General features: G+C 38.3%; 33 protein-coding genes and 1 pseudogene. 12 read left to right on the top strand and 22 right to left on the bottom strand.

The features are described from left to right. Positions 1-21: 21 nt before the first annotated feature. From ACHFIZ_RS15860 to ACHFIZ_RS15835, 6 genes are read right to left on the bottom strand one after another with little or no spacing between them, the layout of a single operon-like run. Positions 22-540 carry a beta-carotene hydroxylase gene (locus tag ACHFIZ_RS15860; protein ID WP_410887590.1) on the bottom strand — a complete coding sequence of 173 codons (519 nt, stop codon included), beginning with the start codon at positions 538-540 and terminating at the stop codon, positions 22-24. Then, positions 540-1,061, bottom strand: a complete 522-nt coding sequence (gene idi, locus ACHFIZ_RS15855) for an isopentenyl-diphosphate Delta-isomerase (protein WP_410887589.1) — start codon at positions 1,059-1,061, stop codon at positions 540-542. The genes ACHFIZ_RS15860 and idi overlap by 1 nt, the downstream gene beginning before the upstream one ends. Continuing rightward, positions 1,058-1,558 (bottom strand): hypothetical protein, encoded by a 501-nt coding sequence (locus tag ACHFIZ_RS15850; protein ID WP_410887588.1) that lies wholly within the window; start codon positions 1,556-1,558, stop codon positions 1,058-1,060. The genes idi and ACHFIZ_RS15850 overlap by 4 nt, the downstream gene beginning before the upstream one ends. Continuing rightward, positions 1,555-2,391: a phytoene/squalene synthase family protein gene (locus ACHFIZ_RS15845; RefSeq protein WP_410887587.1), complete on the bottom strand. Its 837-nt coding sequence runs from the start codon at positions 2,389-2,391 to the stop codon at positions 1,555-1,557. The genes ACHFIZ_RS15850 and ACHFIZ_RS15845 overlap by 4 nt, the downstream gene beginning before the upstream one ends. Positions 2,392-2,394: 3 nt before the next feature. After that, positions 2,395-3,894: a phytoene desaturase family protein gene (locus ACHFIZ_RS15840; protein ID WP_410887586.1), complete on the bottom strand. Its 1,500-nt coding sequence runs from the start codon at positions 3,892-3,894 to the stop codon at positions 2,395-2,397. Next, positions 3,884-4,783, bottom strand: a complete 900-nt coding sequence (locus ACHFIZ_RS15835; RefSeq protein ID WP_410887584.1) for a MerR family transcriptional regulator — start codon at positions 4,781-4,783, stop codon at positions 3,884-3,886. Before ACHFIZ_RS15835 ends, ACHFIZ_RS15840 begins: the two co-directional genes overlap by 11 nt. 85 nt (positions 4,784-4,868) lie before the next feature. Here ACHFIZ_RS15835 and ACHFIZ_RS15830 point away from each other — a divergent pair, with 85 nt between their 5' ends. After that, positions 4,869-5,603: a DNA-formamidopyrimidine glycosylase family protein gene (locus ACHFIZ_RS15830; RefSeq protein WP_410887582.1), complete on the top strand. Its 735-nt coding sequence runs from the start codon at positions 4,869-4,871 to the stop codon at positions 5,601-5,603. Here ACHFIZ_RS15830 and ACHFIZ_RS15825 read toward each other — a convergent pair. Beyond that, on the bottom strand, positions 5,600-5,794 hold the full coding sequence (locus ACHFIZ_RS15825; protein WP_410887580.1) for a hypothetical protein: 195 nt from the start codon (positions 5,792-5,794) through the stop codon (positions 5,600-5,602). The genes ACHFIZ_RS15830 and ACHFIZ_RS15825 overlap by 4 nt on opposite strands. Positions 5,795-6,051: 257 nt before the next feature. On the opposite strand from ACHFIZ_RS15825, the gene ACHFIZ_RS15820 reads away from it, so the two are divergent. The 3 genes from ACHFIZ_RS15820 to ACHFIZ_RS15810 are packed head-to-tail and all read left to right on the top strand — an operon-like array spanning position 6,052 to position 7,293. Then, positions 6,052-6,531, top strand: a complete 480-nt coding sequence (locus ACHFIZ_RS15820) for an RNA polymerase sigma factor (protein WP_410887578.1) — start codon at positions 6,052-6,054, stop codon at positions 6,529-6,531. Then, positions 6,515-7,099, top strand: coding sequence for a hypothetical protein (locus tag ACHFIZ_RS15815; RefSeq protein ID WP_410887576.1), 585 nt, complete (start codon positions 6,515-6,517; stop codon positions 7,097-7,099). The genes ACHFIZ_RS15820 and ACHFIZ_RS15815 overlap by 17 nt, the downstream gene beginning before the upstream one ends. 2 nt (positions 7,100-7,101) lie before the next feature. Then, on the top strand, positions 7,102-7,293 hold the full coding sequence (locus ACHFIZ_RS15810) for a hypothetical protein (protein WP_410887574.1): 192 nt from the start codon (positions 7,102-7,104) through the stop codon (positions 7,291-7,293). On the opposite strand, the gene ACHFIZ_RS15805 is transcribed toward ACHFIZ_RS15810, so the two are convergent. The 4 genes from ACHFIZ_RS15805 to ACHFIZ_RS15790 all read right to left on the bottom strand — a co-directional run bounded on the left by ACHFIZ_RS15805 (position 7,290) and on the right by ACHFIZ_RS15790 (position 10,969). Continuing rightward, positions 7,290-7,595: a PLDc N-terminal domain-containing protein gene (locus ACHFIZ_RS15805; protein ID WP_410887572.1), complete on the bottom strand. Its 306-nt coding sequence runs from the start codon at positions 7,593-7,595 to the stop codon at positions 7,290-7,292. The two genes, ACHFIZ_RS15810 and ACHFIZ_RS15805, sit on opposite strands and share 4 nt — an antisense overlap. Positions 7,596-7,694: 99 nt before the next feature. Then, a complete protein-coding gene (locus ACHFIZ_RS15800) occupies positions 7,695-8,216 on the bottom strand; it encodes a plastocyanin/azurin family copper-binding protein (RefSeq protein WP_410887570.1) in 522 nt (173 codons plus the stop codon). A gap of 257 nt (positions 8,217-8,473) precedes the next feature. Beyond that, positions 8,474-9,676, bottom strand: a complete 1,203-nt coding sequence (locus ACHFIZ_RS15795) for a PQQ-dependent sugar dehydrogenase (protein ID WP_410887568.1) — start codon at positions 9,674-9,676, stop codon at positions 8,474-8,476. A 249-nt stretch (positions 9,677-9,925) separates the two neighbouring features. Further along, positions 9,926-10,969, bottom strand: coding sequence for an NAD(P)-dependent alcohol dehydrogenase (locus ACHFIZ_RS15790; RefSeq protein WP_410887566.1), 1,044 nt, complete (start codon positions 10,967-10,969; stop codon positions 9,926-9,928). 158 nt (positions 10,970-11,127) lie between these two features. On the opposite strand from ACHFIZ_RS15790, the gene ACHFIZ_RS15785 reads away from it, so the two are divergent. Next, positions 11,128-12,207, top strand: coding sequence for an NAD(P)-dependent alcohol dehydrogenase (locus ACHFIZ_RS15785; RefSeq protein WP_410887564.1), 1,080 nt, complete (start codon positions 11,128-11,130; stop codon positions 12,205-12,207). Between the two features lie 400 nt (positions 12,208-12,607). Here the strand turns inward: ACHFIZ_RS15785 and ACHFIZ_RS15780 are convergent, their stop codons facing one another. Next, on the bottom strand, positions 12,608-12,916 hold the full coding sequence (locus ACHFIZ_RS15780) for a hypothetical protein (RefSeq protein ID WP_410887562.1): 309 nt from the start codon (positions 12,914-12,916) through the stop codon (positions 12,608-12,610). 341 nt (positions 12,917-13,257) lie between these two features. On the opposite strand from ACHFIZ_RS15780, the gene ACHFIZ_RS15775 reads away from it, so the two are divergent. Further along, positions 13,258-13,665 (top strand): fasciclin domain-containing protein, encoded by a 408-nt coding sequence (locus tag ACHFIZ_RS15775; RefSeq protein WP_410887560.1) that lies wholly within the window; start codon positions 13,258-13,260, stop codon positions 13,663-13,665. A 184-nt stretch (positions 13,666-13,849) separates the two neighbouring features. On the opposite strand, the gene ACHFIZ_RS15770 is transcribed toward ACHFIZ_RS15775, so the two are convergent. The 4 genes from ACHFIZ_RS15770 to msrA form a co-directional block, all read right to left on the bottom strand. Then, positions 13,850-14,245, bottom strand: a complete 396-nt coding sequence (locus ACHFIZ_RS15770) for a VOC family protein (RefSeq protein WP_410887558.1) — start codon at positions 14,243-14,245, stop codon at positions 13,850-13,852. 99 nt (positions 14,246-14,344) lie between these two features. Then, positions 14,345-15,256, bottom strand: a complete 912-nt coding sequence (locus tag ACHFIZ_RS15765) for a hypothetical protein (RefSeq protein WP_410887556.1) — start codon at positions 15,254-15,256, stop codon at positions 14,345-14,347. Positions 15,257-15,308: 52 nt separating this feature from the next. Then, positions 15,309-15,563 carry a hypothetical protein gene (locus tag ACHFIZ_RS15760; protein WP_410887554.1) on the bottom strand — a complete coding sequence of 85 codons (255 nt, stop codon included), beginning with the start codon at positions 15,561-15,563 and terminating at the stop codon, positions 15,309-15,311. Positions 15,564-15,759: 196 nt separating this feature from the next. After that, entirely contained in the window at positions 15,760-16,248 is a 489-nt protein-coding gene (msrA, locus tag ACHFIZ_RS15755; RefSeq protein WP_410887552.1) for a peptide-methionine (S)-S-oxide reductase MsrA, read from the bottom strand. Positions 16,249-16,451: 203 nt separating this feature from the next. Between msrA and ACHFIZ_RS15750 the strand changes: the two genes are divergently transcribed. The 4 genes from ACHFIZ_RS15750 (at position 16,452) to ACHFIZ_RS15735 (ending at position 18,765) form a co-directional block, all read left to right on the top strand. Next, the gene (locus ACHFIZ_RS15750) at positions 16,452-16,898 is read left to right on the top strand and encodes a ferritin-like domain-containing protein (protein WP_410887550.1); all 447 of its coding nucleotides are present in this window, start codon (positions 16,452-16,454) and stop codon (positions 16,896-16,898) included. A gap of 195 nt (positions 16,899-17,093) precedes the next feature. Further along, on the top strand, positions 17,094-17,513 hold the full coding sequence (locus tag ACHFIZ_RS15745) for a VOC family protein (RefSeq protein ID WP_410887548.1): 420 nt from the start codon (positions 17,094-17,096) through the stop codon (positions 17,511-17,513). 10 nt (positions 17,514-17,523) lie between these two features. Then, positions 17,524-18,372: a VOC family protein gene (locus ACHFIZ_RS15740; protein ID WP_410887546.1), complete on the top strand. Its 849-nt coding sequence runs from the start codon at positions 17,524-17,526 to the stop codon at positions 18,370-18,372. Positions 18,373-18,387: 15 nt separating this feature from the next. After that, on the top strand, positions 18,388-18,765 hold the full coding sequence (locus ACHFIZ_RS15735) for a DoxX family membrane protein (protein WP_410887544.1): 378 nt from the start codon (positions 18,388-18,390) through the stop codon (positions 18,763-18,765). Positions 18,766-18,926: 161 nt separating this feature from the next. On the opposite strand, the gene ACHFIZ_RS15730 is transcribed toward ACHFIZ_RS15735, so the two are convergent. Continuing rightward, positions 18,927-19,310 carry an RNA recognition motif domain-containing protein gene (locus ACHFIZ_RS15730; RefSeq protein ID WP_410887542.1) on the bottom strand — a complete coding sequence of 128 codons (384 nt, stop codon included), beginning with the start codon at positions 19,308-19,310 and terminating at the stop codon, positions 18,927-18,929. A gap of 48 nt (positions 19,311-19,358) precedes the next feature. Here ACHFIZ_RS15730 and ACHFIZ_RS15725 point away from each other — a divergent pair. Further along, positions 19,359-19,454: pseudogene (locus ACHFIZ_RS15725) on the top strand (DUF6766 family protein); the annotation flags it as partial. 9 nt (positions 19,455-19,463) lie between these two features. Here the strand turns inward: ACHFIZ_RS15725 and ACHFIZ_RS15720 are convergent. Further along, positions 19,464-20,339 carry a RimK family alpha-L-glutamate ligase gene (locus ACHFIZ_RS15720; RefSeq protein WP_410887540.1) on the bottom strand — a complete coding sequence of 292 codons (876 nt, stop codon included), beginning with the start codon at positions 20,337-20,339 and terminating at the stop codon, positions 19,464-19,466. Positions 20,340-20,535: 196 nt separating this feature from the next. On the opposite strand from ACHFIZ_RS15720, the gene ACHFIZ_RS15715 reads away from it, so the two are divergent. Continuing rightward, complete coding sequence (locus ACHFIZ_RS15715) at positions 20,536-20,946, top strand: hypothetical protein (RefSeq protein ID WP_410887538.1); 411 nt, start codon at positions 20,536-20,538, stop codon at positions 20,944-20,946. A gap of 31 nt (positions 20,947-20,977) precedes the next feature. Here ACHFIZ_RS15715 and ACHFIZ_RS15710 read toward each other — a convergent pair whose 3' ends face one another. From ACHFIZ_RS15710 to moeB, 4 genes are all read right to left on the bottom strand, one after another. Beyond that, positions 20,978-21,589, bottom strand: a complete 612-nt coding sequence (locus tag ACHFIZ_RS15710; protein ID WP_410887536.1) for a GIN domain-containing protein — start codon at positions 21,587-21,589, stop codon at positions 20,978-20,980. A gap of 194 nt (positions 21,590-21,783) precedes the next feature. After that, entirely contained in the window at positions 21,784-23,277 is a 1,494-nt protein-coding gene (locus ACHFIZ_RS15705) for a family 43 glycosylhydrolase (RefSeq protein ID WP_410887534.1), read from the bottom strand. A 205-nt stretch (positions 23,278-23,482) separates the two neighbouring features. Continuing rightward, complete coding sequence (gene thiD / locus ACHFIZ_RS15700) at positions 23,483-24,310, bottom strand: bifunctional hydroxymethylpyrimidine kinase/phosphomethylpyrimidine kinase (protein ID WP_410887532.1); 828 nt, start codon at positions 24,308-24,310, stop codon at positions 23,483-23,485. A gap of 4 nt (positions 24,311-24,314) precedes the next feature. Continuing rightward, a complete protein-coding gene (gene moeB, locus ACHFIZ_RS15695; protein WP_410887530.1) occupies positions 24,315-25,355 on the bottom strand; it encodes a molybdopterin-synthase adenylyltransferase MoeB in 1,041 nt (346 codons plus the stop codon). Position 25,356 lies beyond the last annotated feature (1 nt).

Raw genomic sequence — 25,356 nt, 5'->3', positions numbered from 1 at the left:
ACAAATTTTTGAAAAATATGACTACGCGTTAATCTTATTGTCGCGGCGAAGTTTATTCACGCCAACTCGCTCATGCTTTTTATTTTTGGTTTCCCAAAAATACTTCACCGGAACCCACAACATTCCAAAACACTCACCGTCCTCTTTTCCAAGGTGCTTATGGTGCATTTTGTGAGCCCTCCGAATGGCTTGGAAATACCAGTGATCTGAATTCCGGAACACCTTGAAGCGCTGGTGAATGAAAATATCGTGAACAAAAAAATAGGCCGCTCCATAAATAGTTATCCCAATACCTATATACAAAGCGATCGAGATACCGAAAAATGAACCAAGTGCCAGACAAAGGATACCTGGTATTGCGAAGATCAGGAAAAAGGAATCGTTAAACTCCAAAAAACCTTCCGTATCCTTCTTATGATGATCTCTATGTAATGCCCACAACCATCCATGCATCAGGTATTTATGTGTCAACCAAGCTACTCCCTCCATCACAAAAAAGGTTGCTCCGACAATTAAAAAACCTCTTAGAAATTCTCCCATTACAATAATCGTTTAATACTATGTTGTACTCGTTCAAAACAAATTTTTAACCATTCAGTATATTCATCCTGATTCTCTTGCATATCCCTGGAAAGCGCTTCCATAGATATATATTTAAATGCTGAAACTTCTAACGGATCAGGAATTGGTAAATCATCGCTAACTCCGAAATAAACGTGATCATATTCATTCTCTGCTATTCCGCCTAATAATTGGGCCTTATAAGTAAAATTGAATGCATATTGCAAGTCACATTCCATACCCATCTCTTCCTTAAGCCTACGATGGGCTGCATCCACAGTTTCCTCTCCTAATCTTGGATGGCTACAACAGGTATTGGTCCATTTGCCACCCGAGTGGTACTTATCAATAGCACGTTGCTGAAGTAACAACTCACCCGCTTTATTAAAGATAAAAACTGAAAATGCCCTATGAAGTTTACCATGAACATGGGCGTCCATTTTATCCATAGTTCCCAATACATTGTCTTCAATATCAACAAGGATTACTTGTTCAGTCATTTTGTTAATTTCTTTAGTTCAATTATACTACAATATTTAGAATCAGATAAGTAGCTTAATATTCGACTTTTCAATTCGGTATCTTTAATAGTACTATACCCATTTATCAACTTCGTTTTATCTATAAAAATTTCCTCATCGTACCCTAAAAATCCTGGCAAATTACTTTGAATGGAAAATCTCAAAAACCTAAGTTCCAAGTCTTCAGGATCGCGGACTATTGATTCCTCAATTAAAATTTTTCCATTTCTAAATTTTTCGAGTTTATTAAATGGATTGAATACATGCTTCGCTAGAATCATCTCTGCAACTCCTTTGTAACACAGCAAAACAGGACTGGAGTTATTATCAACCTCCGACAATGCCCTTGAGAACTTCTCCGCTGCTGATTTATTGCTAGCAGCTTCATAGAATAGACTTCTTACTACTTCAACTTTTGGTTCATTTTTAGAAATCATACCCATCAAAATTGTCGTGATAAAAAGGAATTTATTCATATAGCATTCATTTTATAGCGCAGCATGGAGTCAAACATTAAACCAAATTTCTGTCTGTTCGAGATTCTAATCCTCTCAGACATTACCTTTTCCGCATTACATTTTTTTATCTTATTAAAAAGCTCCTTATAATAAATGTAAGCCAGGTAAACTCCACTTCCTGATGTTGAGGGCAACCTCTTGATTCCCTCTAAACCCTCTTTAAAATCCTGCTCGATATCCTGTTCAATTAACATCTTCTCTGCGTTGGTAAACTTCGAGAGATCTAAGTTAGGAAAATAATTGCGACTAAGATTTTGATAATCGGCTTTTAAATCTCTAAGAAAATTAATCTTTTGAAAGGCAGAACCCAGTTTCATTGCAGAATGTCTCAATTTTTCGTAGGCAACGTCATCGCCATTGGTGAATACCCGCAAACACATCAAGCCCACAACCTGAGCAGAACCAAGGATATACTGGTCAAATGTTTCTAAGGTATATTCCGTCCGCTTCAAATCCATTTTCATGCTTTCCAAAAACAGCTCGATCAGTTCCATCTCTATTCCAAATTCGTTTACGACTTGTTGAAAGGAATTTAAAACCGGGTTCAAGCTAATCCCGTGATCAATTGCTTCCAAACAATCAGTCCTAAACTTTTCAAGCAGATACTCTTTGTCGTAATCGTGAAAACTATCAACTATTTCATCTGCTAAACGAACAAAACCATAGATCGAATATATTGGATTACGAAGTTTTTTATTTAAGAAAAGTATGCCAAGAGAAAAGCTGGTACTGTAGCTTTTAGTAGTTAGCTTACTGCAATCGGCAGAAAGCTTATCAAACATTTCTTTCATAAATTAGGCTTTTAAATAGTTAATCAATTGTTTAGCAGCTACATTACCGGATATTATTGAAGGAGGTACTCCCGGTCCGGGCACAGTTAGTTGCCCTGCGTAATATAAATTGGGGATCTTTTTATTGCGAATCGATGGTTTTAGATTTGCCGTTTGCATTAGCGTATTAGCTAAACCATAGGCATTTCCTTTGTAAGAATTATAATCTACCTTAAAGTCTTCAACGCAGTAACTCTTATTATAGTCAATATTGTTTCTTATATCGTCACCCGTATATTTTTCTAACCTATCCATAATCATATCGAAGTACTTTACACGCAAAGCTTCAGTGTCTTCAAGATCAGTAGCCAGTGGCATCAAAAGAAAAAGGTTTTCATGACCTTCTGGAGCAACACTATCGTCAGTTTTCGAAGGACAACATACATAAAATAGTGGTTTAGCAGGCCATTTCGGATCCTTATAAATCTCTATAGCATGCAGTTTCAAATCCTCGTCGAAAAATAGGGTATGGTGCTTCAAACGGTCTACTTTTTTGGTCACTCCAATATAGAAAATCAAACATGAAGGTGCAAGTACTCTCTTATCCCAATATTTTTCTTCGTAATTGTTAGTTCCTGTTAGCAATAGCTCCTTTTCAATGTGGTGATAATCTGCGGATGCAATAACACCGTCAAAGCTTTTCTTAAACGTATCAAATCCTAATTCTACAGCGGAATTACCTGATTGCCTGATTGAAGCTATTGGCGATCCAAGATGAAATTTCACACCTTGCTCTTCTGCTACGCTTTTCATTCCTTCTATTACCTTCCCAAATCCTCCTTTCGGATACCAAGTACCGAGTTTTAGACCCGCATAATTCATAAGGCTGTAAAGTGCCGGTGTATCTTCAGGCATGGCGCCGAGAAATAAAACCGGAAACTCCATAAGTGCGATGAGCTTTGGATGGCTAAAAAACTTTCTAACGTGCTTACTAAATGAAGTGAATACCTGCAGTTTGAAAACTCCTTTAATAAGGTCGGCATCCAAAAATTCAAATATCGACAGACCGGGTTTATAAACTAGCTTCTCGATTCCTACCTTATATTTAAAAGCAGCCTCAGCTAAGAAGACCTTTAATCGCTCAGCGCTACCAGTTTCGATACTTTCGAAAACGGAACACAGTGCATCAAAATCTGCTGGAATATCCAATACGTCATCCATTCCATAGACCACGGTAAAACCAGGGTCCAACAATTCTAGCTCATAAAAATCTGAGGGCTTATGACCAAAATCGCTGAAAAACTTATCAAACACATCAGGCATCCAATACCAACTTGGGCCCATATCAAAGGTATATCCATTGTCGGTTTCTAATTGCCTGGCTCTTCCACCAACCTGCTCGTTTTTTTCATAGAGGTCGACCTCAAAACCACCCTGAGCTAGATACGCAGCAGCACTTATCCCAGCAAATCCAGCACCGATAACTGCCGTTTTTTTTATCTTTTTTTTATCATTAATTACCATTTTCCGATGTTATCATTTGCTTCTCCAAGTCGTCTATAGACTTCATCAATCTTAAATTACCTTCCATTACTGCATCGCCCAATACCATTGAATTACCCGCTACATGAATGATCTGATCAGGAAAAGCCAATGATAGCTCGGCCAGATAATCAGGGGCTGAATTTATTATCCGACTTCTTACCATAAATAATAAGAGGTGATCTACTTTCACATTTGTCGTAACATCTTTTATAGAATCAATTGGCACCTTTGCACCTAGGTAAATCACTTTGTTGCCTGACAACTTCAAGAGATAATTAGCGAAGAGCAGTCCAATATCATGGTCTTCATCATCCGGCAGGAACAGTACCCATGTTGCTTTAACAGCCACATTTTGTTTGATCTCACTAGTGGCAACGGAAATCTTTTGCCGGATGATATTAGACAAAAAATGTTCCTGTGCAGGACATATATTGTCGCTTCGCCACATCAAACCAAGTCTCATAAGTAGCGGGTACATGATGTTAATATACGACATTTTGAGACCATACTCATCAATGGCGAGCGAAATCAATCGATCAAATTCTATTTCATTGTAAGCCAGGCCTACACTAAGCAGTTGAGAGATATAGTATTCATACTTTGCAATCGGTGATGCTACCTGGTCTAGCTCCTTATCAAGCAGCGTTTTCATTTCAAGCTCCGTTAGCGAGCATACGCGAGAGATCTTTAAACCAGACTGGCTTAAACTTACAATATTCAATAAACGTCTGAGCTGATTATCGTCATAGAAACGGGTATTACCAGCAGACCTCCTTGGTACGAGCGCATTATATCGGCGTTCCCACATCCTGATGGTATGGGATTGAATGCCCGAAAGCTGTTCAAGATCTGATATTGAATACGTCATTGATTGTCTAAATATTTTAATATAAATCTAGACAAACATATCAAAGATTAGGATGTTTTCCTAGTTACTTGAACAAAATAAGAAAATGCCCGAAGGTCCGTCTATACGCATATTAAAAGAAAAACTGGAACACCTTCATATCAAAGGACATACAATCCTGGAGACTGCTGGTAATGCCCAAATTAACTATGACAAAATCAATCATAAAAAGATTGTTACATTCAAAACATGGGGCAAGCATTTCCTGATTTGCCTGGAAGATAGTACCATTCGCATCCATTTGATGATGTTCGGCACCTACCTCATCAACGATCGTAAAACCACCCCATTAAAATTAAGGCTATCCTTTGATGATACAGAACTCAACTTCTATACCTGCGTGGTAAAACTAATCGAAGGGGATTTAGATAAATTTTATGACTGGTCAGCGGATATTATGTCAGACACTTGGAGCACGCCTAAAGCAGTAAAAAAACTGAGAGAATACCCTGATCGCTTAATCTGCGACTTACTATTGGAACAGGACATTTTTGCAGGCGTAGGGAATATCATAAAGAATGAAGCACTATATAAAGCTAGAATTCATCCGGCTAGTGTAATAAGCAAAATCCCTCCTGCTAAACTAAATTTAATTATCAAAGAAGCACGAGATTACAGTTTCGATTTCTTCAAATGGCGAAAGGAAGAAACGCTCAGCAAACATTGGGAAGTTTACACCAAAAAAAGGTGCCCATTAGAACACGATATTAAAAAGATCAACCTTGGTAAAAATAAACGGAGATCATTTATTTGCGAAACTTGTCAAAAGCTTTACAACTAGTACAGCTTTGTAGAATCAGTCATGAACACCCTGATGACTTGCATATATTCCCCGCCTTTGGCATCCTTATACTTTAAATTTACGTAGAAAGCACGATACACTGAAACCAGGAACTCCTCAAGCCGTTCCACTTTTGATTTATTAGTAATCCCCAGAATTGTTGATCGCCATTTATCATTTCTAAAGTCCATATCATGCGAATTAGCATACCACACAACCACATCAATTAGCTTATCGGCAGTAGCTTGAATTGCGACCTTTACTCCTTTAGCGCTTACGGAAGAAGTCCATTTGCATATCGGATATGTATGGCGTTGCTCGGCTTACTCTTGCGTAGCGGGTTTTGAAGTAATTTTTCTCAGCCACATACAATTCATCCCATCAGAGGATGTAACATTTCGAAGATGCCCGTATCATACGACACAAATAAAGGACATTTAGCACAACCATGCAAGATTTTGAGAACATCTATAAAACTTATTCGTCACAGATATTCCGGGTATGCATGGGTTACGTGAATGACCAAGACAGGGCAAAAGATCTTGTACAAGAAACGTTCATCGCGGTCTGGAAAAACCTTTCAGGATTTAGAAATGAGTCAAAACTCAGCACCTGGATCTATCGCATAGCAACCAACCATTGCTTGAGAGCATTAGAAAAAGATAAACGGATTACCAAGGTTGAAATGCCGGAGAATATCGCTGCGATTGAGGAAGAATCTGCCGAAGAAAAGCTTGCGTTTCTCTATAGTGCAATTGCTGAACTTGCAGAAATGGAAAGGATCATTATCTCATTAGAACTTGAGGGACTACCACAGGCACAGATCGCTGAGATCACTGGACTGGAAGCTGGAAACATCAGGGTAAAAATCCACCGAATAAAAGAAAAACTTGCTATTAAATTTAGGGAACATGGAAGATTTGAATAACCTCCAAACATTATGGCAATCCGCCAGGCCATCAAACTTGCCAGACGGAGATAAAATACAAAAAAACATTAAAAGATTCCGCTGGATAAAATTGCGGAACAAGGTCTTTTCTGTGACGGTATCTGTTTTGGTAATCTTGGCATCCTTAGCCCTATTGGCGACGGATAAAGATCTATTAATGAGCACAAAAATTGCATTGGCGTGTAATATCGCTGCCTGTGCGATACTGGTAATAACTAATTTGCGATCGATGAAGAGGTTTACCAAGCTTAAAGACTTCAGTAATCTGGAATTCCTTCAGTTTTTGCATCAAACACGTCGGAACCAGGCCTACTATCATAAACGAACAGAAGTAGCAGGTCTTATTTTAATTACAATCTCTTCCGTATTGTTTCCTTACGAATTTACTGTCCACAGCATTGTACTTACCATTATAACTTACGTGATTGTTTTGAGTTGGATAATGACTCTTTGGTTCTACATCAGGCCAAGAAGTTTCAGTAAGCATTCGCGAAAGTTGAGCGCTGAACTGACACACTTTGAAAACATTATAAAACAAACACGTTAAAAATGGTCAAACAAGTAAAGAAGCAATCCGCAATGCTAATCGGCTTTGGCCTGTTGATTGCCGCATTAACATCCATGTGGAACCATATTCATCCCTTATCTGATCTACTAATAGGTGGCCTAGCAGGTATTGAACTAGGTATGGAAACGCTTGGCATCTGTGTACTTTTATACGATTCCAGTTCAAAACCCTAGATTGGTAATATCTTGAAATTTCTAATAATGTATTTGCGTCTTGAAATGAAGTATAAAATGCCAGCGATCCAATTAACAAACAAGAATCCCGCAACCCACATCACCTTTTCTGACGTTTTAATACGATCACTAGAGATGATTTCAATTAACACCAGAATAATGTAAGTTAGTGTTGAAATCCAGGCGATTGTTGAAAGCAATAGAACTGGAGACTGGATGTGCATAATCTTCAAGACTAAATAAGTAAGAACGGAAACCAGTGATGTACCAAAAGCGATTTTGATTAAGAGATCTTTGTTCATATCGTTATCATATATAAACTAAACTACTAAATTTATCTTTAATAAGAGAGCCCCCTAAAAGGAGGCTCTTTTGTGGAGTAAACTCTTAGATTGAAACTATTACTCAACAATCAGTGTACCTTTCATCAGGGTATAATGACCTGGGAAAGAGCAAATGAATGTATAGGTGCCTTTCTCTGCGATAGTAAATGTGATGGTATCTTCTTCGCCACCACCCAAAAGTTTCGTATGTGCGATGATTGAACCTTCCTCTGATTTGGGGATGTATTGGTTGTCTTTCGCCTCAAGCGCTTTAGCTGCAAATGAATCAACATCAGTTCCTGGTTTCAGGATCACAACATTGTGCCCCATTGCGGTGATGGGAAATTTACCAGTATGCTTTAAAGTTAGTTTAATTGGCTGCCCGGCAGTTGCTTTAAGCGCTGTCAAATTGTATTTCATTTGATCGCTAGCTTCTAAATTTAAAACGGTCTCTGTCACAGGCGCAGCTGTAACAATAGAAGTGTCTGCAGAAGAAACAGTCGCTGAATCTGCAGTAGTTGTAGTTTTTTGATCATTTCCGCATGATGCAAGTGTAGCTGCAGCAAATAGGAATGAAAGGATTTTGAATGATGTTTTCATATGTTTAAGGTATGTTTTTTTGTCTTGCGACGTTTATAGGATACAAAGCTAGGTAATTTTATTTGACTGCGTTGGACTTTCACTTTTTCTTTCTTTTCCCCCACCATATTAAAAATCCAGAAATAGGAAGTGAAGCACAGAGAACACCGGTTTGTTCTAATATGGGGTGTGTAAAGAAAGTTTTAGTGTTTGTGGCGTTGTGTTATCCCAACTTAGTATGTTGAGAGCCAGTAAGCTTCCTTCAGTAAGATTCATAACTATTTTTCTGCTACGATTTTGTATAATGCCCCTTTACCAGATTCCAGCATTGCTGTTATCAGGTATAGTTCTCCAGCTTGATCTTCACCGAAGCTGGTGATTTGCCAATATCCAGCATCTTTGGAGATAGAAAGCTTTTCTCTTAACCACTGTGGCTTTTTGGTATCGGTCAATGTCCATAGCGGACCCATCCAGTCGGCAAACAAATATTTACCAACCAAGGCTGGGATTTTCTTTCCACGGTATACAAAGCCACCTGTGATGCTAATTCCTTCCTTGTGCGCGTAATCAGTTATTGGCTCAATTGGATTCTTTGGAGTGGGATCTCCATTGAACTTGCTGTTCTCGTGCAACCCTTCTCTAACTCTCCAACCGTAGTTGCCACCTTTAGTAATGATGTCCACTTCCTCCCAGGCATTCTGACCTACATCTCCCGTGAATAATCTTCCATTCACTTTATCGAAACTAATCCGCCATGGGTTACGTAAACCGTAGGCATAGATTTCTGCCTTCGTGTTTTCCCGACCGACAAAAGGATTGTCTTTGGGTATCACGTAGGGAGCAGTATTCACATCAATTCTCAGAATTTTACCTAGTAGCGTGTTCAGATTTTGTCCATTACCAATATCCCCATGACGATCATCACCTCCACCGCCATCTCCTACGGCAATGTATAAAAAGCCATCTGGACCGAACTTAATATCGCCACCATTATGGTTAGCTTGTGGTTCATCAAACTCCAATACTACTTTGCCGCTTTTCATATCGGTAAGATCCGGGTTTTGGCCTGATGCGGTAAACTCCTTTACAATGCTGTGATGGTCTACACCTGCGGTCTTAGAAATTCTTGAACTATAATAAATATAGTACTTGTGGTTTTTAGCATAATTGGGATGAAAAGCCAATCCAAGCAAGCCGCGTTCATCTGAGCCTTCTCGTTTTAGTACATCCTCTTTGATATCTAAAAATGGTGTTGGGAGCAGTGCTCCTTTTTTGATGATCCGAATTCGTCCCTCCTGCTCGCAAATAAATAACCTGCCAGATTGATCTTTTGGCTCAGCAAAAGAGGTTAAGCTCGCCAAATTATCAGTAATCAGTTGGACCTTAAGTTTTACCGGCGAGTTGCTTACCTGGCCGCAGGCAACTGTAAGGACTGAAAGCAGTGAAAGTATTGTAGCAGTGGTAAAGATTGATTTATTCATAGTAAAGGTTTAACAAAAAATATACTAAGATTGTTCAGTTGCCAATCGCATTTAATATTTAGCCAATAGGGTTAAAAAGCCATGGCTTGAACTTGATTTAAAAAACGAAAAAGAATTTAACACCATTGTGGTGGCAGAGCAAAAGGCAAATATTAAAAGTTACAAGCTTGATTATTAGGATAAGGCTGCCTGAAAAGAAATTTTAAGGGAGAGAAAGAGATAGCCCCCAGACTATCTCTTTGTTAATAATTAAAGTGTTGCAAGGTCAATTACAAAACGATAGCGTACGTCACCTTTTACCATGCGCTCATATGCTGTCTGAATGTCCTTGATGTCAATCATTTCAATTTCTGAAACAATGTTATGCTCTGCACAGAAATCAAGCATCTCCTGAGTTTCGGCGATACCTCCGATGCCAGAGCCTGCTAAACTTTTTCGTCCGCCAAGTAAGCTAAACGCAGATATAGCGGCTGGTTTAGGTGGCGCACCAACACAAATATGGACTCCATCAGTCTTTAAAAGACCCAAGTACATATTTATATCATGCTCAGCAGATACCGTGTCCAGAATAAAATCAAAGGATCCCCTTGCAGCTTTCAGCTGGGCTGCGTCTTTAGTTACTACAAAATGATGTGCACCCAACTTCTTAGCATCTTCTTCTTTATCTGGCGAGGTACTCAAAACGGTAACCTCAGCGCCAAACGCTACACCAAATTTTACTGCCATGTGCCCAAGACCGCCTAATCCAAGAACGGCAAGCTTATGGCCTTTTCCTACTTTCCAATGTCTCAGCGGAGAGTAAGTTGTGATACCTGCGCACAATAGCGGAGCTACCGCGGCTAGGTCTAATTTATCAGAGATGTGCAGTACAAACTCTTCTCTTACTACGATGGTTTTGGAATAACCACCATAAGTAGGCGACGAACCGTCACGTTCCATACTGTTGTAAGTGCCGGTATTACCCTCTAAACAATACTGCTCAAGGTCTTTTTTACAGTTCTCGCAAGTTTGACAAGAGTCTACCATACACCCAGTACCTGCAAGATCTCCAACTTTAAAGTTCTTTACATTGTTACCTACTTTGACAACGCGACCAACGATCTCGTGCCCTGGTACCATCGGAAAAATCCCTGGAAACCAGTCATTATTAACTTGATGTAAGTCGGAATGGCAAACCCCACAGAATAGAATATCAAACTGCACATCACTTGGGCCAACTTCACGACGTTCAAAACCCCATGCTTCTAAATCTACACCGGGAGTTTGTGCTGCGAATCCTTTAGTTGCTATCATATAATTTTGTTTTTTATGTTTTAAGTATGGCGCAAAAGTAAGTAATCGGAAATATGCTATGTTAACCAGATTGTAAAGTTGCTGCAATATTGTGTAACATTTCTCTAAACCTTTATAATCAAAGAATGTTTACTTTTTGTACTAAAAAATATGTGACTATGGAAAAGATCAAAACTACAGGGTATGGAGCTTCCGGATCTCTGATTGGCGGCAAAACTTTAGAGCCAATGGAATTTGAAAGGGAACAGCCAAAGACTGATGAGGTACTTATTGATGTACTCTATTGCGGAGTGTGTCATTCTGATTTACACCAGATAAACAACGACTGGAAAAACACAACTTACCCTTGCGTACCAGGACATGAGATCATAGGTCGTGTGCTGACCATAGGTTCTGGTGTATCCAAATTTAAAGTTGGCGATATTGTAGGTGTAGGATGCATGATAGACTCTTGTAAACATTGCAAGCCATGTATGGAGGGAGAAGAGCAATTCTGCGAAGGACCAGTTGGGCAGACCATGACATACAATGGCTATTGGAAGCCAGATGGTACAGGCTTCAACACTTATGGTGGTTATGCTACAAATATTGTTGCTCAGGAGAAGTTTGTCATGAGCATTCCTGAAAGTTTGGATATCAAAGCTGCTGCTCCAATTCTCTGCGCCGGTGTAACGACTTATTCACCTTTAAAGCATTTTGGAGTTAAGGCTGGTCACAAAGTTGGCGTTATTGGAATCGGTGGTCTGGGACATATGGCTGTTAAAATAGCAAAGGCGATGGGCGCAAGTGTCACCGCGATTACGCGTGATGAATCTAAGAGAGAAGATGCGCTTGCTTTAGGAGCTGATGAAGTATTGATTTCCGGAGATGAAGAGGCAATGGAAGCACACGCTACTACATTCGACTTCCTGCTATGTACCATCCCTTATCCATTTGATGTAAATGAATACATTCCGCTAATTAGGCGACGCGGTGCGATGGTTACAGTCGGGTTGCTTGGTCCTTATAAAAGCGCCACTAACAATATGGAGGTAGCAAAAATGAGTAGTACTTTAGGTGCATCAATAATTGGTGGAACTGTAGAAACACAAGAAGTCTTGGAATTCTGTGCAAAACATAATATTCTACCTGAAGTTGAAATGATTGACATCAAAGATATAAATGATGCTTTAGCTAAAGTAAAGGATGAAGAAGTGCGTTTCCGTTACGTAATTGATATGGCTTCTTTAAAAAATTAAGTATTAAAATCACTACTGTCCTGTAAAAACCGGTTATAAAAAAACAGGTGTTTTAAATAGGTTTGAGGCTCATTTTAGGTTTGTTTGGAAAAAGAACCCCTTACCCATCAAAAATAGAGACTTGCACGGTTATTTTTTGAAGGTTTTTTAGCCGCCATTCTTTTTCAGATCTTTGAATCAACTCGGTGAGTTATGCTTTCCCGTTAACTTTTACCGGACGGTAATGATTAAGAATGAAATAATTGCGGCTGTCAACAACAAGAAAAAATAAGGCCTTTATTAGAATTAAATACAAAAATCGTAATGATCAGCTTTCACGCAGAACTTTAAAAAACTTTAAAATTATAACAGTGAAAGAGGATAGTATGGATGTTTCTTATTTAGTTGGATTCTGCCAATCTTATATCTGCTTAAAATAACCCGTGTCTATCTTAGATAGCCTTTCCGAAATAGAACTTCGTCGTACGCTTTCATCTTTATCAAGATTGAAAAGCGTTTTGAATACAGCATAATTGAAGGTATCTTTCAATGTTCGCTGACTAAGTTTCTCGTTGTCCAAAATGCCATAGAGCAGTAAATAAAACATCTTTCTTCCGTACAATACCTTTGCGTAATAGTCGATTTTGGTGGTCAGCGACAAATTTGCTATCAATGCTTCGGGAATGAACCCTAATAGGTTTTTGACGTTTATTTCATGATCCTTAAACACTACCACATCTTATCGATTGTCAGCCATTAAGATAACGATTGAATATGATAAAAACAAATTAAATAATTGATAATAAGGTAATTAATTAACAAAGACAAGACCTATAAAAACAAAAAAAGTCGGAAGAAAAATCTTCCGACCATGACTGGACAAAACCCCTGGATCTCCAATAAAAAGAAAGAAGGCATTTTTGAAAACCTGATGAAAAGAATGATCGTAAACCCGCCTTATATCTATAAAATGATTATCAACTAAACCCCTATTTCAAATAATTTATTTAAAATTTATTTAAACAATCCGTGATACATCATGTTTAATATCTAAATAAATATCGATATAAAATGGAAAACATCGTAGAAATTGCATCAGGTAACAAAGACTTTAGTACGCTAGTTGCTGCCGTTGTGGCTGCAGGTTTATCGGAAACGCTTAGCGGAAAAGGTCCGTTTACAGTATTTGCACCGACTAACGAAGCATTTGCAAAGTTACCTGCGGGTACAGTGGAAGAACTTCTAAAGCCTGAAAACAAGGAAAAACTTGCTTCAATTCTTACTTACCATGTAGTAGCAGGTAAAGTAATGTCCAAAGACTTGTCTAACGGACAAAAAGCTAAAACTGTTAACGGTCAAGAGATAACAGTTGCAATTGGAGACGGTGTTAAAATTGAAAATGCAACAGTAACAACAGCTGACCTTGAAGCTTCAAATGGGGTTATTCACGTGATTGATTCCGTGATTATGCCTAAGTAGTAGTATTGAATATCCATGCGTGTCCGTTTAATGAACGATACGCATGGTATTTATTTTATAGATATACCCTCAATGTAACGCTTACAAAAGATGACGTTGTTGGTTATTTAGTAAAAAATCATTACTGTCCGGTAAAAAGTCAGTTTTAGTAAAAATAGGTGATTTTGATCTAACGGAGTTTATGTTATTCCATGGGATTATAACTGATCTCCCAGTAATTATGCTCCGGATCAGTTATGATTCCTGAATAACCTCCCCAAAATACTTGTGAAGGTTTCCTGATTATATTGACTTCCTTAATTTCTAAAGCCATAAAAACCTCATCAGTTTCTTTTAAAGAGTTTGTATTTATTGTAAAATAGGTTTTCGGAAGTGCGTTTCCAGCTTTGTCTTGTCTACCTAGATATTCTGAATGTTGTTGTTGCTGGTAAATGGTGAAAGCTAATCCGTTTTTTAGTCGGAATGTAACAAGCTGTTCTGATTCTGCTTGAACCTGCCAACCGAAAGTTTTGATATAAAAACTCTTTAACAGGTCAAGGTCTTTTGCAGCAATGGTTATGGCATTTATTTGAGCTCTCATAAAAGGGAATGATTTACTAGTTCAAACATAATAAATTCATCCGGAATAATGCTGTGCAGGAAACATCCTCAAATAAAAAATGCGCTTTACAAGTATATTTTACAAGGCTGATGATACGCCGAAACGTAAGTAAGCATACTTATTGCGATAGTAGATGTTATAAGGATCTTCACCATAATAGCCTGCAGCTGCCATAAGGAAAGATTTGTGCATAAATGGAAAACTGTAGTGGAACGATGACTCCGTATTAAGTCGTTTTTTGACGGAGGCTATTTTATATTCTGCCATCATATTTATCGCATAAGATAACCCAGCATTTAATCTCCAGGTTTCTCGTTTATAAACAAATTTTCTAATTGAAACCGTATAATTGAGCCTTGTAAATCCGTAATCATATTCGAGGGCCTTTTCATAATCAAACCAACGGTGCCATTCAAATCCGGCTTCGTTATTAAATTGGTAGAAACTACGAACATTTAGGGCCCTTCTGGTGCCGAAATGAAAACTTGCTGTCAAATAGTTGGTGCTAAAGTTTCCAGTCCTTGTATTTATACTGCCGTCAGGGTTGAGTGCCTCCCCATCCTGACCATTTGAATGATGAGTGAACCGAAACGATGCATATTTATAGTCCTCTTTATCTATGTTAATCTGGTAATAGAATATGCCTCCCAACTTTAAGCTCGGTGTTCTTACTCCGGCAGATCGCTCATCGATTACTTTTACGATAAATTCAGGTATGAGCGCAAATGCAAATCGCGAGTGTGTTGGAGCAAGCAGAAAGTAAGATGTAGTGAGCTTGCCTATGAGTACAAATTTGATCGGTGCGCCCAGTTCCCCCTTTGGCGAGGTATATGACATATCTCTATTTGCCTTGTAGATGGGTAAAAAACTAATTATTGAATCTCCCTGCTTGAGATCGACGGCTTTAATTGACCCAATACTGGATTTTTGTGCATATAGTATTTGAGGTAGCAAAAGCAACAATACCATATGCAAGCAGTTTATTCTCATGAATTCGTGTTCTTCAAGAAGCCTAATCAATCCAAATTTTTTACTTTAGTGATTAATTTGCTAATCGATTTGACATTTCAGTATAGCTGTCTTTGAGGCTTATCATTCTTCCACTATTTGTATCTTCCCTACGAATCTTCATGAATTTCTTAGTGGAAAAAAGACTACTAATTATACCACCCAGTGCGATTCCCGCAAGAAGAGCTACCGCAAGTTTGCCATTATGCTTTGTTTCCTGAGCAAATAAATTTGCGACAGTAAAGTAATTTTTTTCATTCTCAGATTTACCCTTTGGAAGATATGTCATATTAGTACATTTTATGATTAGATAACAATGATTATTTGAAAAGGTTCCTAAGTAAATCTATAAAATTTGTTACCTACAAATAATTGTTGAACCATATACATATATACTATTATCGTAACTCTTTGCCTCCTATGGGCTAGATTGGGCGAAGGAAGTATTTCAAACAGATAACACCGGTAAACAATTTAATTGTATATTATAATGTCCAGTCAGGACGCTCAAAATGACAAGTGTATCCATAAGGATTTTTCTGCAGATAGTTCTGATGCTCCTCTTCTGCATTCCAGAAATCAACTTCTGGAATTATTTCCGTTATTATTCTACCTGGCCATTTACCAGAAGCCTCCATAGCTGCAATTAATTCTTTGGCGGTCTCATGCTGCTTTTCATTAGAATAAAAAATAGCGGACCGATAGGATGTACCTAAATCATTCCCTTGTCTGTTGCGCGTGGTAGGATCATGAATCTGGAAAAAATATTCTAATAACTTGCGGTAAGACAACTGCTCAGGATCAAATGTAATCTCAATACCTTCAGCGTGATTACCGTGATTTCTATACGTCGCATTAGGAACTTCTCCTCCTGTATATCCTACAACAGTAGATTTTACTCCAGGGTAATGGCGAAATAGTTCTTCAACTCCCCAAAAACAACCTCCTGCTAAAATGGCTTTCTCAGTACTCATATCAGTTTTAATTATTCCTCAAAGTTAGCATTTTGCTGCCGACAAAATATGGCCAATTGCCTGCTATTTGTAAAATCTTACATCAGCCATATTGCGTATTTTTGGTAACTAATACAATATACCTCCCAAGTTCGGAAAGCAATTTAAATGTTCTCAAACAAAGAACTATCAAAGCTGTTAGATAGAATAAAAAAAAACTAACTATGAAAGCTACAACAGTATTAAATGAACTAATCGAAATCAATAATGACCGCTTTGAAGGATTCCAGAAAGTAACTGCTGATATCAAAGACGAAAACATTGACTTGAAGGAAATCTTTCAGGAATACAGCTCACAAAGTCATAAATTCAGTCAGGAGTTAACCGCCCTTGTTGCTGCTGGCGGGAATGACGTTGAAACTGGAAATAGCATTGCTGGAACTATACACAGAGCATGGATTGACGTGAAGGCTTTGTTCGGTGGTGACGATCGCGAAAGCATCTTAAATGAAGCTGAACGCGGAGAAGATGCTATTAAAGCAGCCTATAAATTAGCCATTGAAAGCGGCGATTTAAGTGGCGACGCGCTTGCAACAGTAAGTAGCCAGGCCGATTCGATTAAAACCGCACATGATATAATCAAAGGGTTAAGAGACGCAGCGAAGATCTAATTAAAACCACGTTAATTCTAAAGAGCCATCTAAAAATGACTCTTTTTTTTACTTAAGAAATAATACCATTTATCTACATCCATTATCGAGGATAAGGAAAGAGTTAGCCCGAGAAAGTTAGTTCGCATTTCTTGCCCTATGACAAGTGGAATTATTGACAAATACGCTAGGTTTGATATACCAAAACTAGACATTATGAAACTTAACCCTTATCTAAACTTCAATGGAAATGCAAAAGAAGTATTTCAGTTTTATCAATCAGTACTTGGCGGGGAACTGTTAATCCAGAAAATGAGTGATTCTCCTGGTACAGAAAATTTGTCTGAAGAGGAGAGAGAAATGATGATGCATATTTCGTTACCGATTGGCGATGGACAATTCCTAATGGCCTCAGACTGCTTACAATCTCAAGGCCATATCTTATCTTTTGGCAATAACAATTATATTTCTGTTTCACCGGATAGTCGTGATGAGGCTAGTAGGATCTTCAGTGGACTATCTGAAGGTGGCGTAGTAGAAATGCCGTTAGAAGATATGTTTTGGGGCGATTATTTTGGCTCTTTCACAGACAAGTTTGGAGTATCTTGGATGATTAATTTCAATAGTAAATTATAGATTTCAAAACATGAAAAGTTCAATATATCCTTGCATTTGGTTTGATGGCAATGCACAACAGGCTGCTGAGACTTATTGCTCAGCATTTGAAAATTCAAGCATACAATCATCTAATCCAATGGTTGTTATCTTTGAAATCATGGGGAAAAAATTTATGGGTTTAAATGGTGGCTCCCACTATAAACCAAACCCTTCAATATCCTTTTTTACCATCTGTGCTTCCAAAGACCAACTTGATGCAGCCTGGAATCTTCTACTAAAAGATGGGCGAGAATTAATGCCACTTAACAGTTATCCATGGAGCGATCATTATGGATGGCTGGAGGATAAATATGGAGTGTCGTGGCAACTCACGCTAGGTTTGCAATCAGAAAAAAAACAACCTGATATTTTTCCTAGTTTGCTTTTTACAGGGGAACAAAATGGTAAAGCAGAAGAAGCCATTAACTTTTATACCTCACTTTTTGAAAATTCGAAAGTGGAGGTAATCTCAAAATACCAATCTGGTGAACAGGATATCGAAGACAATATTAAGTATGCGCAGTTTACGCTAGACGGACAACGTATTTCTGTAATGGACAGCTCGCACAATCATGCTTTTAATTTTAATCAAGGCGTTAGCCTTGTAGTTAACTGTGATACGCAGGAACAAATCGACTATCTTTGGCTAAACCTCACTAAAGGGGGGCATGAAGATAGATGTGGCTGGTGTCAGGATTCTTTTGGCGTAAGCTGGCAGATTGTACCGACCATCCTTGGCAAACTAATGGCTGATCCACAAAAATCGCCAAAGGTTATGGAAGCATTTATGAAAATGACGAAATTTGACATTCAGGCGCTCAAAGAGGCAGCATTGTAACCTAAAAAATTTAATATGAAAAGCAAGATTCTATTTGTTATTTGCCTGCTATTTGGTTTGATGTTTATAAATGCAGGGCTTAATAAATTTCTTAACTATTTGCCTATGCCCAAAGACCTACCTGAAAGCATGACGAAGGTTATGGGTGCTTTTATGCAGATTAGTTGGTTTTTTCCTTTAGTCGGATTAATTGAGATTATCGGCGGCATTCTGTTTATAATACCCAAATTCAGGGCTTTAGGAGCAATAATTATATTACCAGTAATGGTTGGAATTCTTTTATTGAATATATTCGATGCACCCTCAGGATTGGCTATAGCATTAGTTATGTTTGCTATAAACATCTGGGTAATAATTGAAAACAGAGCTAAGTATATGCCTTTAGTAAGATAATTATTTACCGGTATAATATAATTAAGCCCGGCACCTCCGGCGCCGGGCTTAACAACCTTAAAAACCTTAATAGAAAATCTGTTTATATAAACGCTTGTGTTTCTTCAACAGATGTTAATTCATATAACAATTACTCCCGTGTGACAAACTTTATGTATTTGTTATTTGCCTGCACCCGATTCGTTCTTTCGTGATCTACTTTTCCAAGCTTTTCCACTCTCTGTAACTTTTTTCTTATCCTTATCCCCTATTTTAACTGTCAATTTTCGTCCACGTAGTTCGCTATTATTAAGTGCCACAACTGCTCGTTCGGCACTCTTCAAACTTTTCATTTGAATAAAAGCGTATCCTTTACTTAAACCAGTCTTTGGATCTTCAACAATGTTTAAATTTTCAACAGTTCCGTATTTGGAGAATAGTTCCAATAATAAAATGGGTGTTGTATCTTTAGGAAATCCAACAATAAAAATGCTTGTCATAGTACTTGTCGTGGGTCTTGTCGGTAAAGATAGCTTTTTGATAACTAAGGTATAAGAAATGCCCATGATTAAGCCAAAAACGAATTTTCCCTTCTTCTACATAAATTTCTTTCCGTAGCATCTAATGTGTTCTTCAGGATTTATCTGCGACAAAAAGGATCTCCAAAATCAAAACCTGTAGATGCACCACACATGGAAACGGGTAAATAGCCAATATTTCTAGGAAATTAGTTTTAAGAGTGCTTGATGATAGTGATCCAGTGCCATTTCATTCGTGTCTAAGAACAGGTAAGGCTCAATGAGTTCTAATTCCACTAAGACCAAATCCCCATCAACAACTGCAGCATCGACTCGGGCATATAAACAATCCTTCGCAAATGAGGTAACATAAGCCCTAGCCTTTCCAATTAATTCCTGCGAGGGTTTTTCTTTATGAACCGTTCCTCCAAAGGTAGACTGTACTCTAAAATCGCCGCCCGCCGCCTTTTTTAAAACCGCATGGCTAAACTCAGCTCCAAAAAATAGAAAGGACCATTCACCGACTTCTTCAATTTCTTTAAGAAAAGGTTGGACGATGAAATCTTCGTTCTGTAGCAATTGGTTAACTTTTATAGTATGTTCATTCGCCGTGACGGGAGTCACCTTGAAGGTGTTTTTAGCTCCTCCAGAAACAACTGGCTTCACGATTATTTTATAAGTTTTAAAAGTTTGGAAATAATCAGCCAACTCTACTTTTTGACCTTGAGATAAAAAAATAGTGGGGGTAACTCTAAGTCCGGCTTGTTCGATATCTTTTAAGTAGTGTTTATCTGCGTTCCATTTCAATATCGAGAAGGGATTCAATAACCTAACATTACGTTTCTCCATATCCTCCAGCCAGGAATAGAAGTCGGCGATCAAGTCAAAATAGTCCCAAGGCGATTTTATAATAGCAAGATCATATTTCTCCCAAATAACATCTGGGTCATTCCAGATTTCCTTAGTGACAGCTATCCCCTTAGAATGCAGGAAATCAGTAAGCAAATCATCTTCGTTTGAAACATTGATTGCATGGTAGGCACCTTTATCTTTATAAGTTACAAGGGCAATGTTCATGTTACGTTTTTTGCTCCGAAGGTAAAAAATAAATGACTACAACAGTTCGTTTCAGTGCTTATTCTACAAGCAACTCTAATTATTTGAATTTATAAAGAACGCTACTTTAAACGCTACCTTTTATGCTCAACAATTAACCCCACATATATATCAGAAAAAGATAATATGCGTTAACTTAGTACAAAGAATCACCGTAATGAAACTATTTAATCTCTTACTTACTGCATTGCTACTGACCGTTGGCACATCTTCTTATAGCCAAACTAAAAACGGTGCCCCTCAGATAAATTCTCTTATGATAGATGGGAAGAAATCACCTAGTATTGTCCCATTAAATCCTGGCGAGAAATACCTTATAAAGGTCTCTGTTACCGATCCCGAAGGTGATCAGCTTACAGCTAAGTGGGAACTTTACGCTAAATCCGAACTTTTTGAGGCGGTTGAAAAAAAGAGACAACCAATTGCTATACCAGATATGGTTACAGGATCATTAGAGAACGTTATGCTCGATGTGCCTATGAAACCAGGAACATATAGGTTGGTTTTGACAGTTAGAGACAAATATAAAAACAGCAGCAATTCAGCAATCGAGCTTCGTGTGCTTTAAATGTTAAATTACTGTATTAAAAAAACCTTATCTACTTTGATAAGATCATGGATGTTCTATCTGCTGCTATGATTGCTTCAGTGGCATATGAATCAGATCTTAAGCTCGCAAAATCACCTAGCTTTACATTTTTCATATTACTCGTAATCATTGTGCTGTGTTCAGCACTGCCGTTGAGTTTTAATACCGCATTGTCTTTAATTACCGTATATAAACTTTTCGCTGTTGTTGCGATCTTTGCAGAAGCATTTTGATTGAGGAACAATTGAAGATTCTTCACATCAAAACTATTTCTGGTAACAACCACCGATTGTCCGTATGCCTCTACCCTTTGCAAATCTTTTACCGTAATGTTAAGTGTCACTTGACTAGATTCCGTTGAGTTGATGTAAAGGGTTTGACCTTTACTTAACACTGATGTATTCTTCGAATTATAATTGTATGCTCCAACTACACACTCTTTGTCGCCCTGTGTCAAAACGATTTTTACGTTTCCACTTACCCAAATCCTGTTAAAGCCTGTTGCCAAATAAGCTTTTGTTTCCGTTACAATTGGCTCAGCTGCAAATGTTGTCATTGCCGATGAAGTTAATACTACTGCTGTTAAAGCTACTGCGATTACTGTTTTTGTTAGATTTTTCATGTCTTTATATTTTATGATTTTCTTTGTTTTTCTGTTATTGAGACGTCGTTAGAACAGAAACGTTGCACTAGAAAATCCAATAATATACCAGCTTTAGTAACCTCTAGACAAACGCCAGTAATTTCTCGACGAACGAGGCGATCGGCTTCAAGAAAAGCACAACGGATAAGAAAGGCCAACTGTATTTATAAGGTTTATTTTAGGCTAAAACTGCTGAATGTTGCAGAATGATCAGGCGTTCCCAATACTGTCAACCCAACCCTAAGTGCCCTATCCCATGGCGGTAGGAAGCTACCATCGACAGGCTCCGCATTTATTTTAACAAAAGACTCGTTGCCAATGGCATAATAGAATGTAAACAAATGATTCTGCTGAGCATGTAATTTTAGTTTCACTGGAAATTTCCCGGTAGCTTTTATTGATGGTAAAGAAATGGTTTTAAGAATGCTAATTTCTCCATTTTTAACTTGTTTCAAAAGGACTTTCCCATCATTTACCGATGCGAAGATGATTTGCCTATCATCTCCAATAATAGCTATCCCTGCCTCCGCAGTAGCCTTAATGATCACCGCTTCGGCGGTATAATCTGAATGGTTCACCGACTGGCCTATATAGGCACCTGAAACATCAGGCAGCGCTGAAATCTCCAGATACTTCTTCCCCAAGTTTAATTTAATGTCTTTAAAAATACTCCACTGCCAATAGAGACTCAGGCTTTTCCCAGAAAAATCATCTGATTTTACCACCCTTTTAGCGGTATATTTCTTGTTGTTTTGTTTGAATTTAATCCATCCATCAGTTGTAAACTCAAACTCGATAAGTAGTCCTTGTCTGCCAGCATAAACACTTTCTTCAGCGCTATATCCGTGGTATAAAAAGTAATTTTTCCCATCTTTTTTAACAGGAGTACCATGACCAGGACAAGTCCAATTGTCGGTACTGGCTAAAACTGGATTGTTAGCATATTTTTCCCATGGACCTAAAAGGTTTTTGCTTCGTGCAATTCCAGTTCCGTAATTGCACTTGATACCACAACAGCCTGCAGCAGCATAGATTGCATAAAAATATTCACCATTTTTAACAATTGATACGCCTTCAACGAGCCCGTTCTCCCAAGGTTGATCCCCTCTAAACAGTTCTGTTTTCTTGCCTATCAGCCCAGTACGATCCTCCTTCATCTCCATTGCCCAGATAGGGGTAGGTTTTTGAACGCTATTACCATCTTCTTTCCAAATCATATACAACTTACCATTGTTGTCTCGCATAGGAAAGGCATCGATTGAACCAGCGGGTTGGCACATTAAGGGTCCCAAATCTGTATATATACCGTCTGGTTTATCAGCAACCGCAGCCCCTATACAAAGATTACCGTCTTTCTTATGAGCAGTATAGTACACATAGACTTTACCCTTGTCATAACTTATCTCAGGAGCCCACATATAAAAATCTGCCCATTGGGGCAATACTTTAAAAACTGCACTCTTTTGGGTCCATTTTTTTAAATCTTTAGAATGATAAATTGGAAATGCAGGCATCCAATTGGATGTAGTACCGGCTGCCCAGTAATCTTCTCCAATTTTGACTACCGATGGATCGGGATGATCACCAGGTAAAACGAGTTCTTGTGAATAGGAATTGTTGAAAAAAGATATAAAAAGAAGGAAGATTGTTAGCTTCAAAAGTTTCATCGTTCGTAATTGCTCAAATTGTAAATTCAGACAATTTAATAAAACCATTTTAACAAACTTCCAACTGAACTGACTTTTTTGCTCTCGTTCAATTTTATTAATTACGATATGAATCTCACATCAGTTTCCAAAAGTTAAGAAAATGGATCTAGGGTATGTTCTTACAAATTTTTCATTGTAGCTTCCATAGCTGTATAATTAAATTTCATTTCTTAATGCGTAACTTTTCTGGATCAAAAAAGTGATTTAAAGGGCCATGGCCATCCCCAGTCTTAACGTCCTTTCCATGAGCAATTGCTTGTTGAAGATATATCCTTGCTTTAGAAATAGCATCAATCATAGTCTCTCCTAAAGCCAGGTAAGATGCAATTGCAGAAGAAAGACTGCAGCCGGTACCATGGGTATTATTGGTTTTTATGGCCTTGGAATGAAATACATTATGGTCACCATTTTTATTCAAATAAACATCAAATAAATCCTCCCCCTTCAAATGACCTCCTTTAATAAGCACTGCATTGCTTCCAAAAAGAAGGATTTTTTCAGCAGCCAGCTTCATGTCTTTAACATTTCGGATATCCATGTCTGCCAATATACCTGCTTCATCCAGGTTTGGAGTAACCAATTGAGCAAGCGGAAAAAGCTGTTCCTTCAACACTGAAATCGTATCCTCTCGCATCAATCTATCTCCACTAGTTGCCACCATTACCGGGTCACACACTACTGGGATCATAGGGTATCTTTTCAATAAACAAACAAGTGAATGCGCGAGTTCGGCACTATAAACCATTCCAATTTTGATTGCCAAAGGCTTCATATCTTCAATTACTGCCTCGACTTGTGCGCTGACAATACTAGCGGGAATCGGGTGAATCATGGTCACTCCCATTGTATTTTGCACGGTTACCGCAGTGATCGCTGTGGTTGCAAAACACCCTAAAGCAGATATGGTCTTCAAGTCTCCTTGAATTCCTGCACCTCCCCCGCTGTCTGAACCTGCAATACTCAACACTACCGAATAGACTGAACGATTCATTTGATCAACCAAGTCCATTTTTTAAACTGTAAACTGTTCCGCTGTAATGTGAACTCACAAGTTGAACTGCCATCCGGCTGCGCTGTCCCGTCTGACAAACGAAAACGATTTTTTTATCAGAAGGAAAGGTATGTACCTGCTCCTTTAACTCATGCAAAGGAATGTTTCTTCCACCGATGCTGTTTTCTTCGTACTCATAAGTTTCCCTTACATCAATAATCATCAAGTCCATTTCATCATCCCTCATCCAATTGTCCAGCGTTTGCCGGTTGATTTCAGGTATCGCTGGAAACTGCAGTTCTACAGGAACCTCCACAGGATCTTTTCGCCGAGGAATTTTAAAGTAATGAGTGGTGTTCTGAAGGGCATTGATCGTCATCAATGTACCGGATAACGTTTCCCCTAACTCACAAATTATCTTGATCGCTTCATTAGCCATATACAGTCCTACAATCCCTGGTAAAACACCTATTACGCCGATCTCCGCACAATTTGGAACACTACCTGCAGCCGGAGGTTCAGGAAAAAGGTCCCGATAGTTCGGACCACCGAGATAGTTGAACACAGAGACATAGCCTTCAAACTTAAATATCGAACCAAATACCAGGGTTTTATTCATCTCCACGCAGGTATCATTGACCAAATAGCGAGTTTCAAAATTATCAGAACCATCAATGATCAGCTGATGATCCCCAAAAATACGCATGGCATTATCAGCTGTTAAACGCTCTACAAATACATTAATCTTTACGTGGGGATTTAAACATAAAAGTTTCGACTTAGCAACCTCTGCTTTTAACTTTCCAATATCTTCAGCAGAATACAAGATCTGCCTGTGCAGATTGGTTAAATCAACTTCATCATCATCAATGATCCCTAGTTCTCCAACTCCAGCAGCAGCTAGATATTGAAGAATCGGACAACCCAAACCTCCGGCACCTACGACCAATACCTTTGCAGCTTTCAGTTTTAACTGTCCCCCAATACCGATCTCAGGCAATATCGTTTGCCGGCTGTACCGTTTATTTTCTTCTTTATCCAACATA

The organism is Pedobacter sp. JCM 36344 (assembly GCF_046546555.1).
Lineage (GTDB): Bacteria > Bacteroidota > Bacteroidia > Sphingobacteriales > Sphingobacteriaceae > Pedobacter.
The sequence above is the reverse complement of the archived record's forward strand: the minus strand, read 5'-3'. Positions and strand labels throughout refer to the sequence as shown.

Bases quoted from the DNA above. Each gene is read 5' to 3' on its own strand.
- ACHFIZ_RS15790 (WP_410887566.1), bottom strand. From the start codon at position 10,969: ATGATAGCAACTAAAGGATTCGCAGCACAAACTCCCGGTGTAGATTTA.
- ACHFIZ_RS15785 (WP_410887564.1), top strand. From the start codon at position 11,128: ATGGAAAAGATCAAAACTACAGGGTATGGAGCTTCCGGATCTCTGATT.
- ACHFIZ_RS15720 (WP_410887540.1), bottom strand. From the start codon at position 20,339: ATGAACATTGCCCTTGTAACTTATAAAGATAAAGGTGCCTACCATGCA.
- idi (WP_410887589.1), bottom strand. From the start codon at position 1,061: ATGACTGAACAAGTAATCCTTGTTGATATTGAAGACAATGTATTGGGA.
- ACHFIZ_RS15710 (WP_410887536.1), bottom strand. From the start codon at position 21,589: ATGAAAAATCTAACAAAAACAGTAATCGCAGTAGCTTTAACAGCAGTA.
- ACHFIZ_RS15845 (WP_410887587.1), bottom strand. From the start codon at position 2,391: ATGAAAGAAATGTTTGATAAGCTTTCTGCCGATTGCAGTAAGCTAACT.
- ACHFIZ_RS15770 (WP_410887558.1), bottom strand. From the start codon at position 14,245: ATGAGAGCTCAAATAAATGCCATAACCATTGCTGCAAAAGACCTTGAC.
- thiD (WP_410887532.1), bottom strand. From the start codon at position 24,310: ATGAATCGTTCAGTCTATTCGGTAGTGTTGAGTATTGCAGGTTCAGAC.
- ACHFIZ_RS15735 (WP_410887544.1), top strand. From the start codon at position 18,388: ATGAAAAGCAAGATTCTATTTGTTATTTGCCTGCTATTTGGTTTGATG.
- ACHFIZ_RS15835 (WP_410887584.1), bottom strand. From the start codon at position 4,783: ATGACGTATTCAATATCAGATCTTGAACAGCTTTCGGGCATTCAATCC.
- ACHFIZ_RS15760 (WP_410887554.1), bottom strand. From the start codon at position 15,563: ATGACATATCTTCCAAAGGGTAAATCTGAGAATGAAAAAAATTACTTT.
- ACHFIZ_RS15800 (WP_410887570.1), bottom strand. From the start codon at position 8,216: ATGAAAACATCATTCAAAATCCTTTCATTCCTATTTGCTGCAGCTACA.
- ACHFIZ_RS15810 (WP_410887574.1), top strand. From the start codon at position 7,102: ATGGTCAAACAAGTAAAGAAGCAATCCGCAATGCTAATCGGCTTTGGC.
- ACHFIZ_RS15825 (WP_410887580.1), bottom strand. From the start codon at position 5,794: ATGGACTTTAGAAATGATAAATGGCGATCAACAATTCTGGGGATTACT.
- moeB (WP_410887530.1), bottom strand. From the start codon at position 25,355: ATGTTGGATAAAGAAGAAAATAAACGGTACAGCCGGCAAACGATATTG.
- ACHFIZ_RS15705 (WP_410887534.1), bottom strand. From the start codon at position 23,277: ATGAAACTTTTGAAGCTAACAATCTTCCTTCTTTTTATATCTTTTTTC.
- ACHFIZ_RS15745 (WP_410887548.1), top strand. From the start codon at position 17,094: ATGAAACTTAACCCTTATCTAAACTTCAATGGAAATGCAAAAGAAGTA.
- ACHFIZ_RS15805 (WP_410887572.1), bottom strand. From the start codon at position 7,595: ATGAACAAAGATCTCTTAATCAAAATCGCTTTTGGTACATCACTGGTT.
- ACHFIZ_RS15860 (WP_410887590.1), bottom strand. From the start codon at position 540: ATGGGAGAATTTCTAAGAGGTTTTTTAATTGTCGGAGCAACCTTTTTT.
- ACHFIZ_RS15715 (WP_410887538.1), top strand. From the start codon at position 20,536: ATGAAACTATTTAATCTCTTACTTACTGCATTGCTACTGACCGTTGGC.
- ACHFIZ_RS15840 (WP_410887586.1), bottom strand. From the start codon at position 3,894: ATGGTAATTAATGATAAAAAAAAGATAAAAAAAACGGCAGTTATCGGT.
- ACHFIZ_RS15820 (WP_410887578.1), top strand. From the start codon at position 6,052: ATGCAAGATTTTGAGAACATCTATAAAACTTATTCGTCACAGATATTC.
- ACHFIZ_RS15730 (WP_410887542.1), bottom strand. From the start codon at position 19,310: ATGGGCATTTCTTATACCTTAGTTATCAAAAAGCTATCTTTACCGACA.
- ACHFIZ_RS15815 (WP_410887576.1), top strand. From the start codon at position 6,515: ATGGAAGATTTGAATAACCTCCAAACATTATGGCAATCCGCCAGGCCA.
- ACHFIZ_RS15750 (WP_410887550.1), top strand. From the start codon at position 16,452: ATGAAAGCTACAACAGTATTAAATGAACTAATCGAAATCAATAATGAC.
- ACHFIZ_RS15830 (WP_410887582.1), top strand. From the start codon at position 4,869: ATGCCCGAAGGTCCGTCTATACGCATATTAAAAGAAAAACTGGAACAC.
- ACHFIZ_RS15740 (WP_410887546.1), top strand. From the start codon at position 17,524: ATGAAAAGTTCAATATATCCTTGCATTTGGTTTGATGGCAATGCACAA.
- msrA (WP_410887552.1), bottom strand. From the start codon at position 16,248: ATGAGTACTGAGAAAGCCATTTTAGCAGGAGGTTGTTTTTGGGGAGTT.
- ACHFIZ_RS15795 (WP_410887568.1), bottom strand. From the start codon at position 9,676: ATGAATAAATCAATCTTTACCACTGCTACAATACTTTCACTGCTTTCA.
- ACHFIZ_RS15850 (WP_410887588.1), bottom strand. From the start codon at position 1,558: ATGAATAAATTCCTTTTTATCACGACAATTTTGATGGGTATGATTTCT.
- ACHFIZ_RS15775 (WP_410887560.1), top strand. From the start codon at position 13,258: ATGGAAAACATCGTAGAAATTGCATCAGGTAACAAAGACTTTAGTACG.
- ACHFIZ_RS15765 (WP_410887556.1), bottom strand. From the start codon at position 15,256: ATGAGAATAAACTGCTTGCATATGGTATTGTTGCTTTTGCTACCTCAA.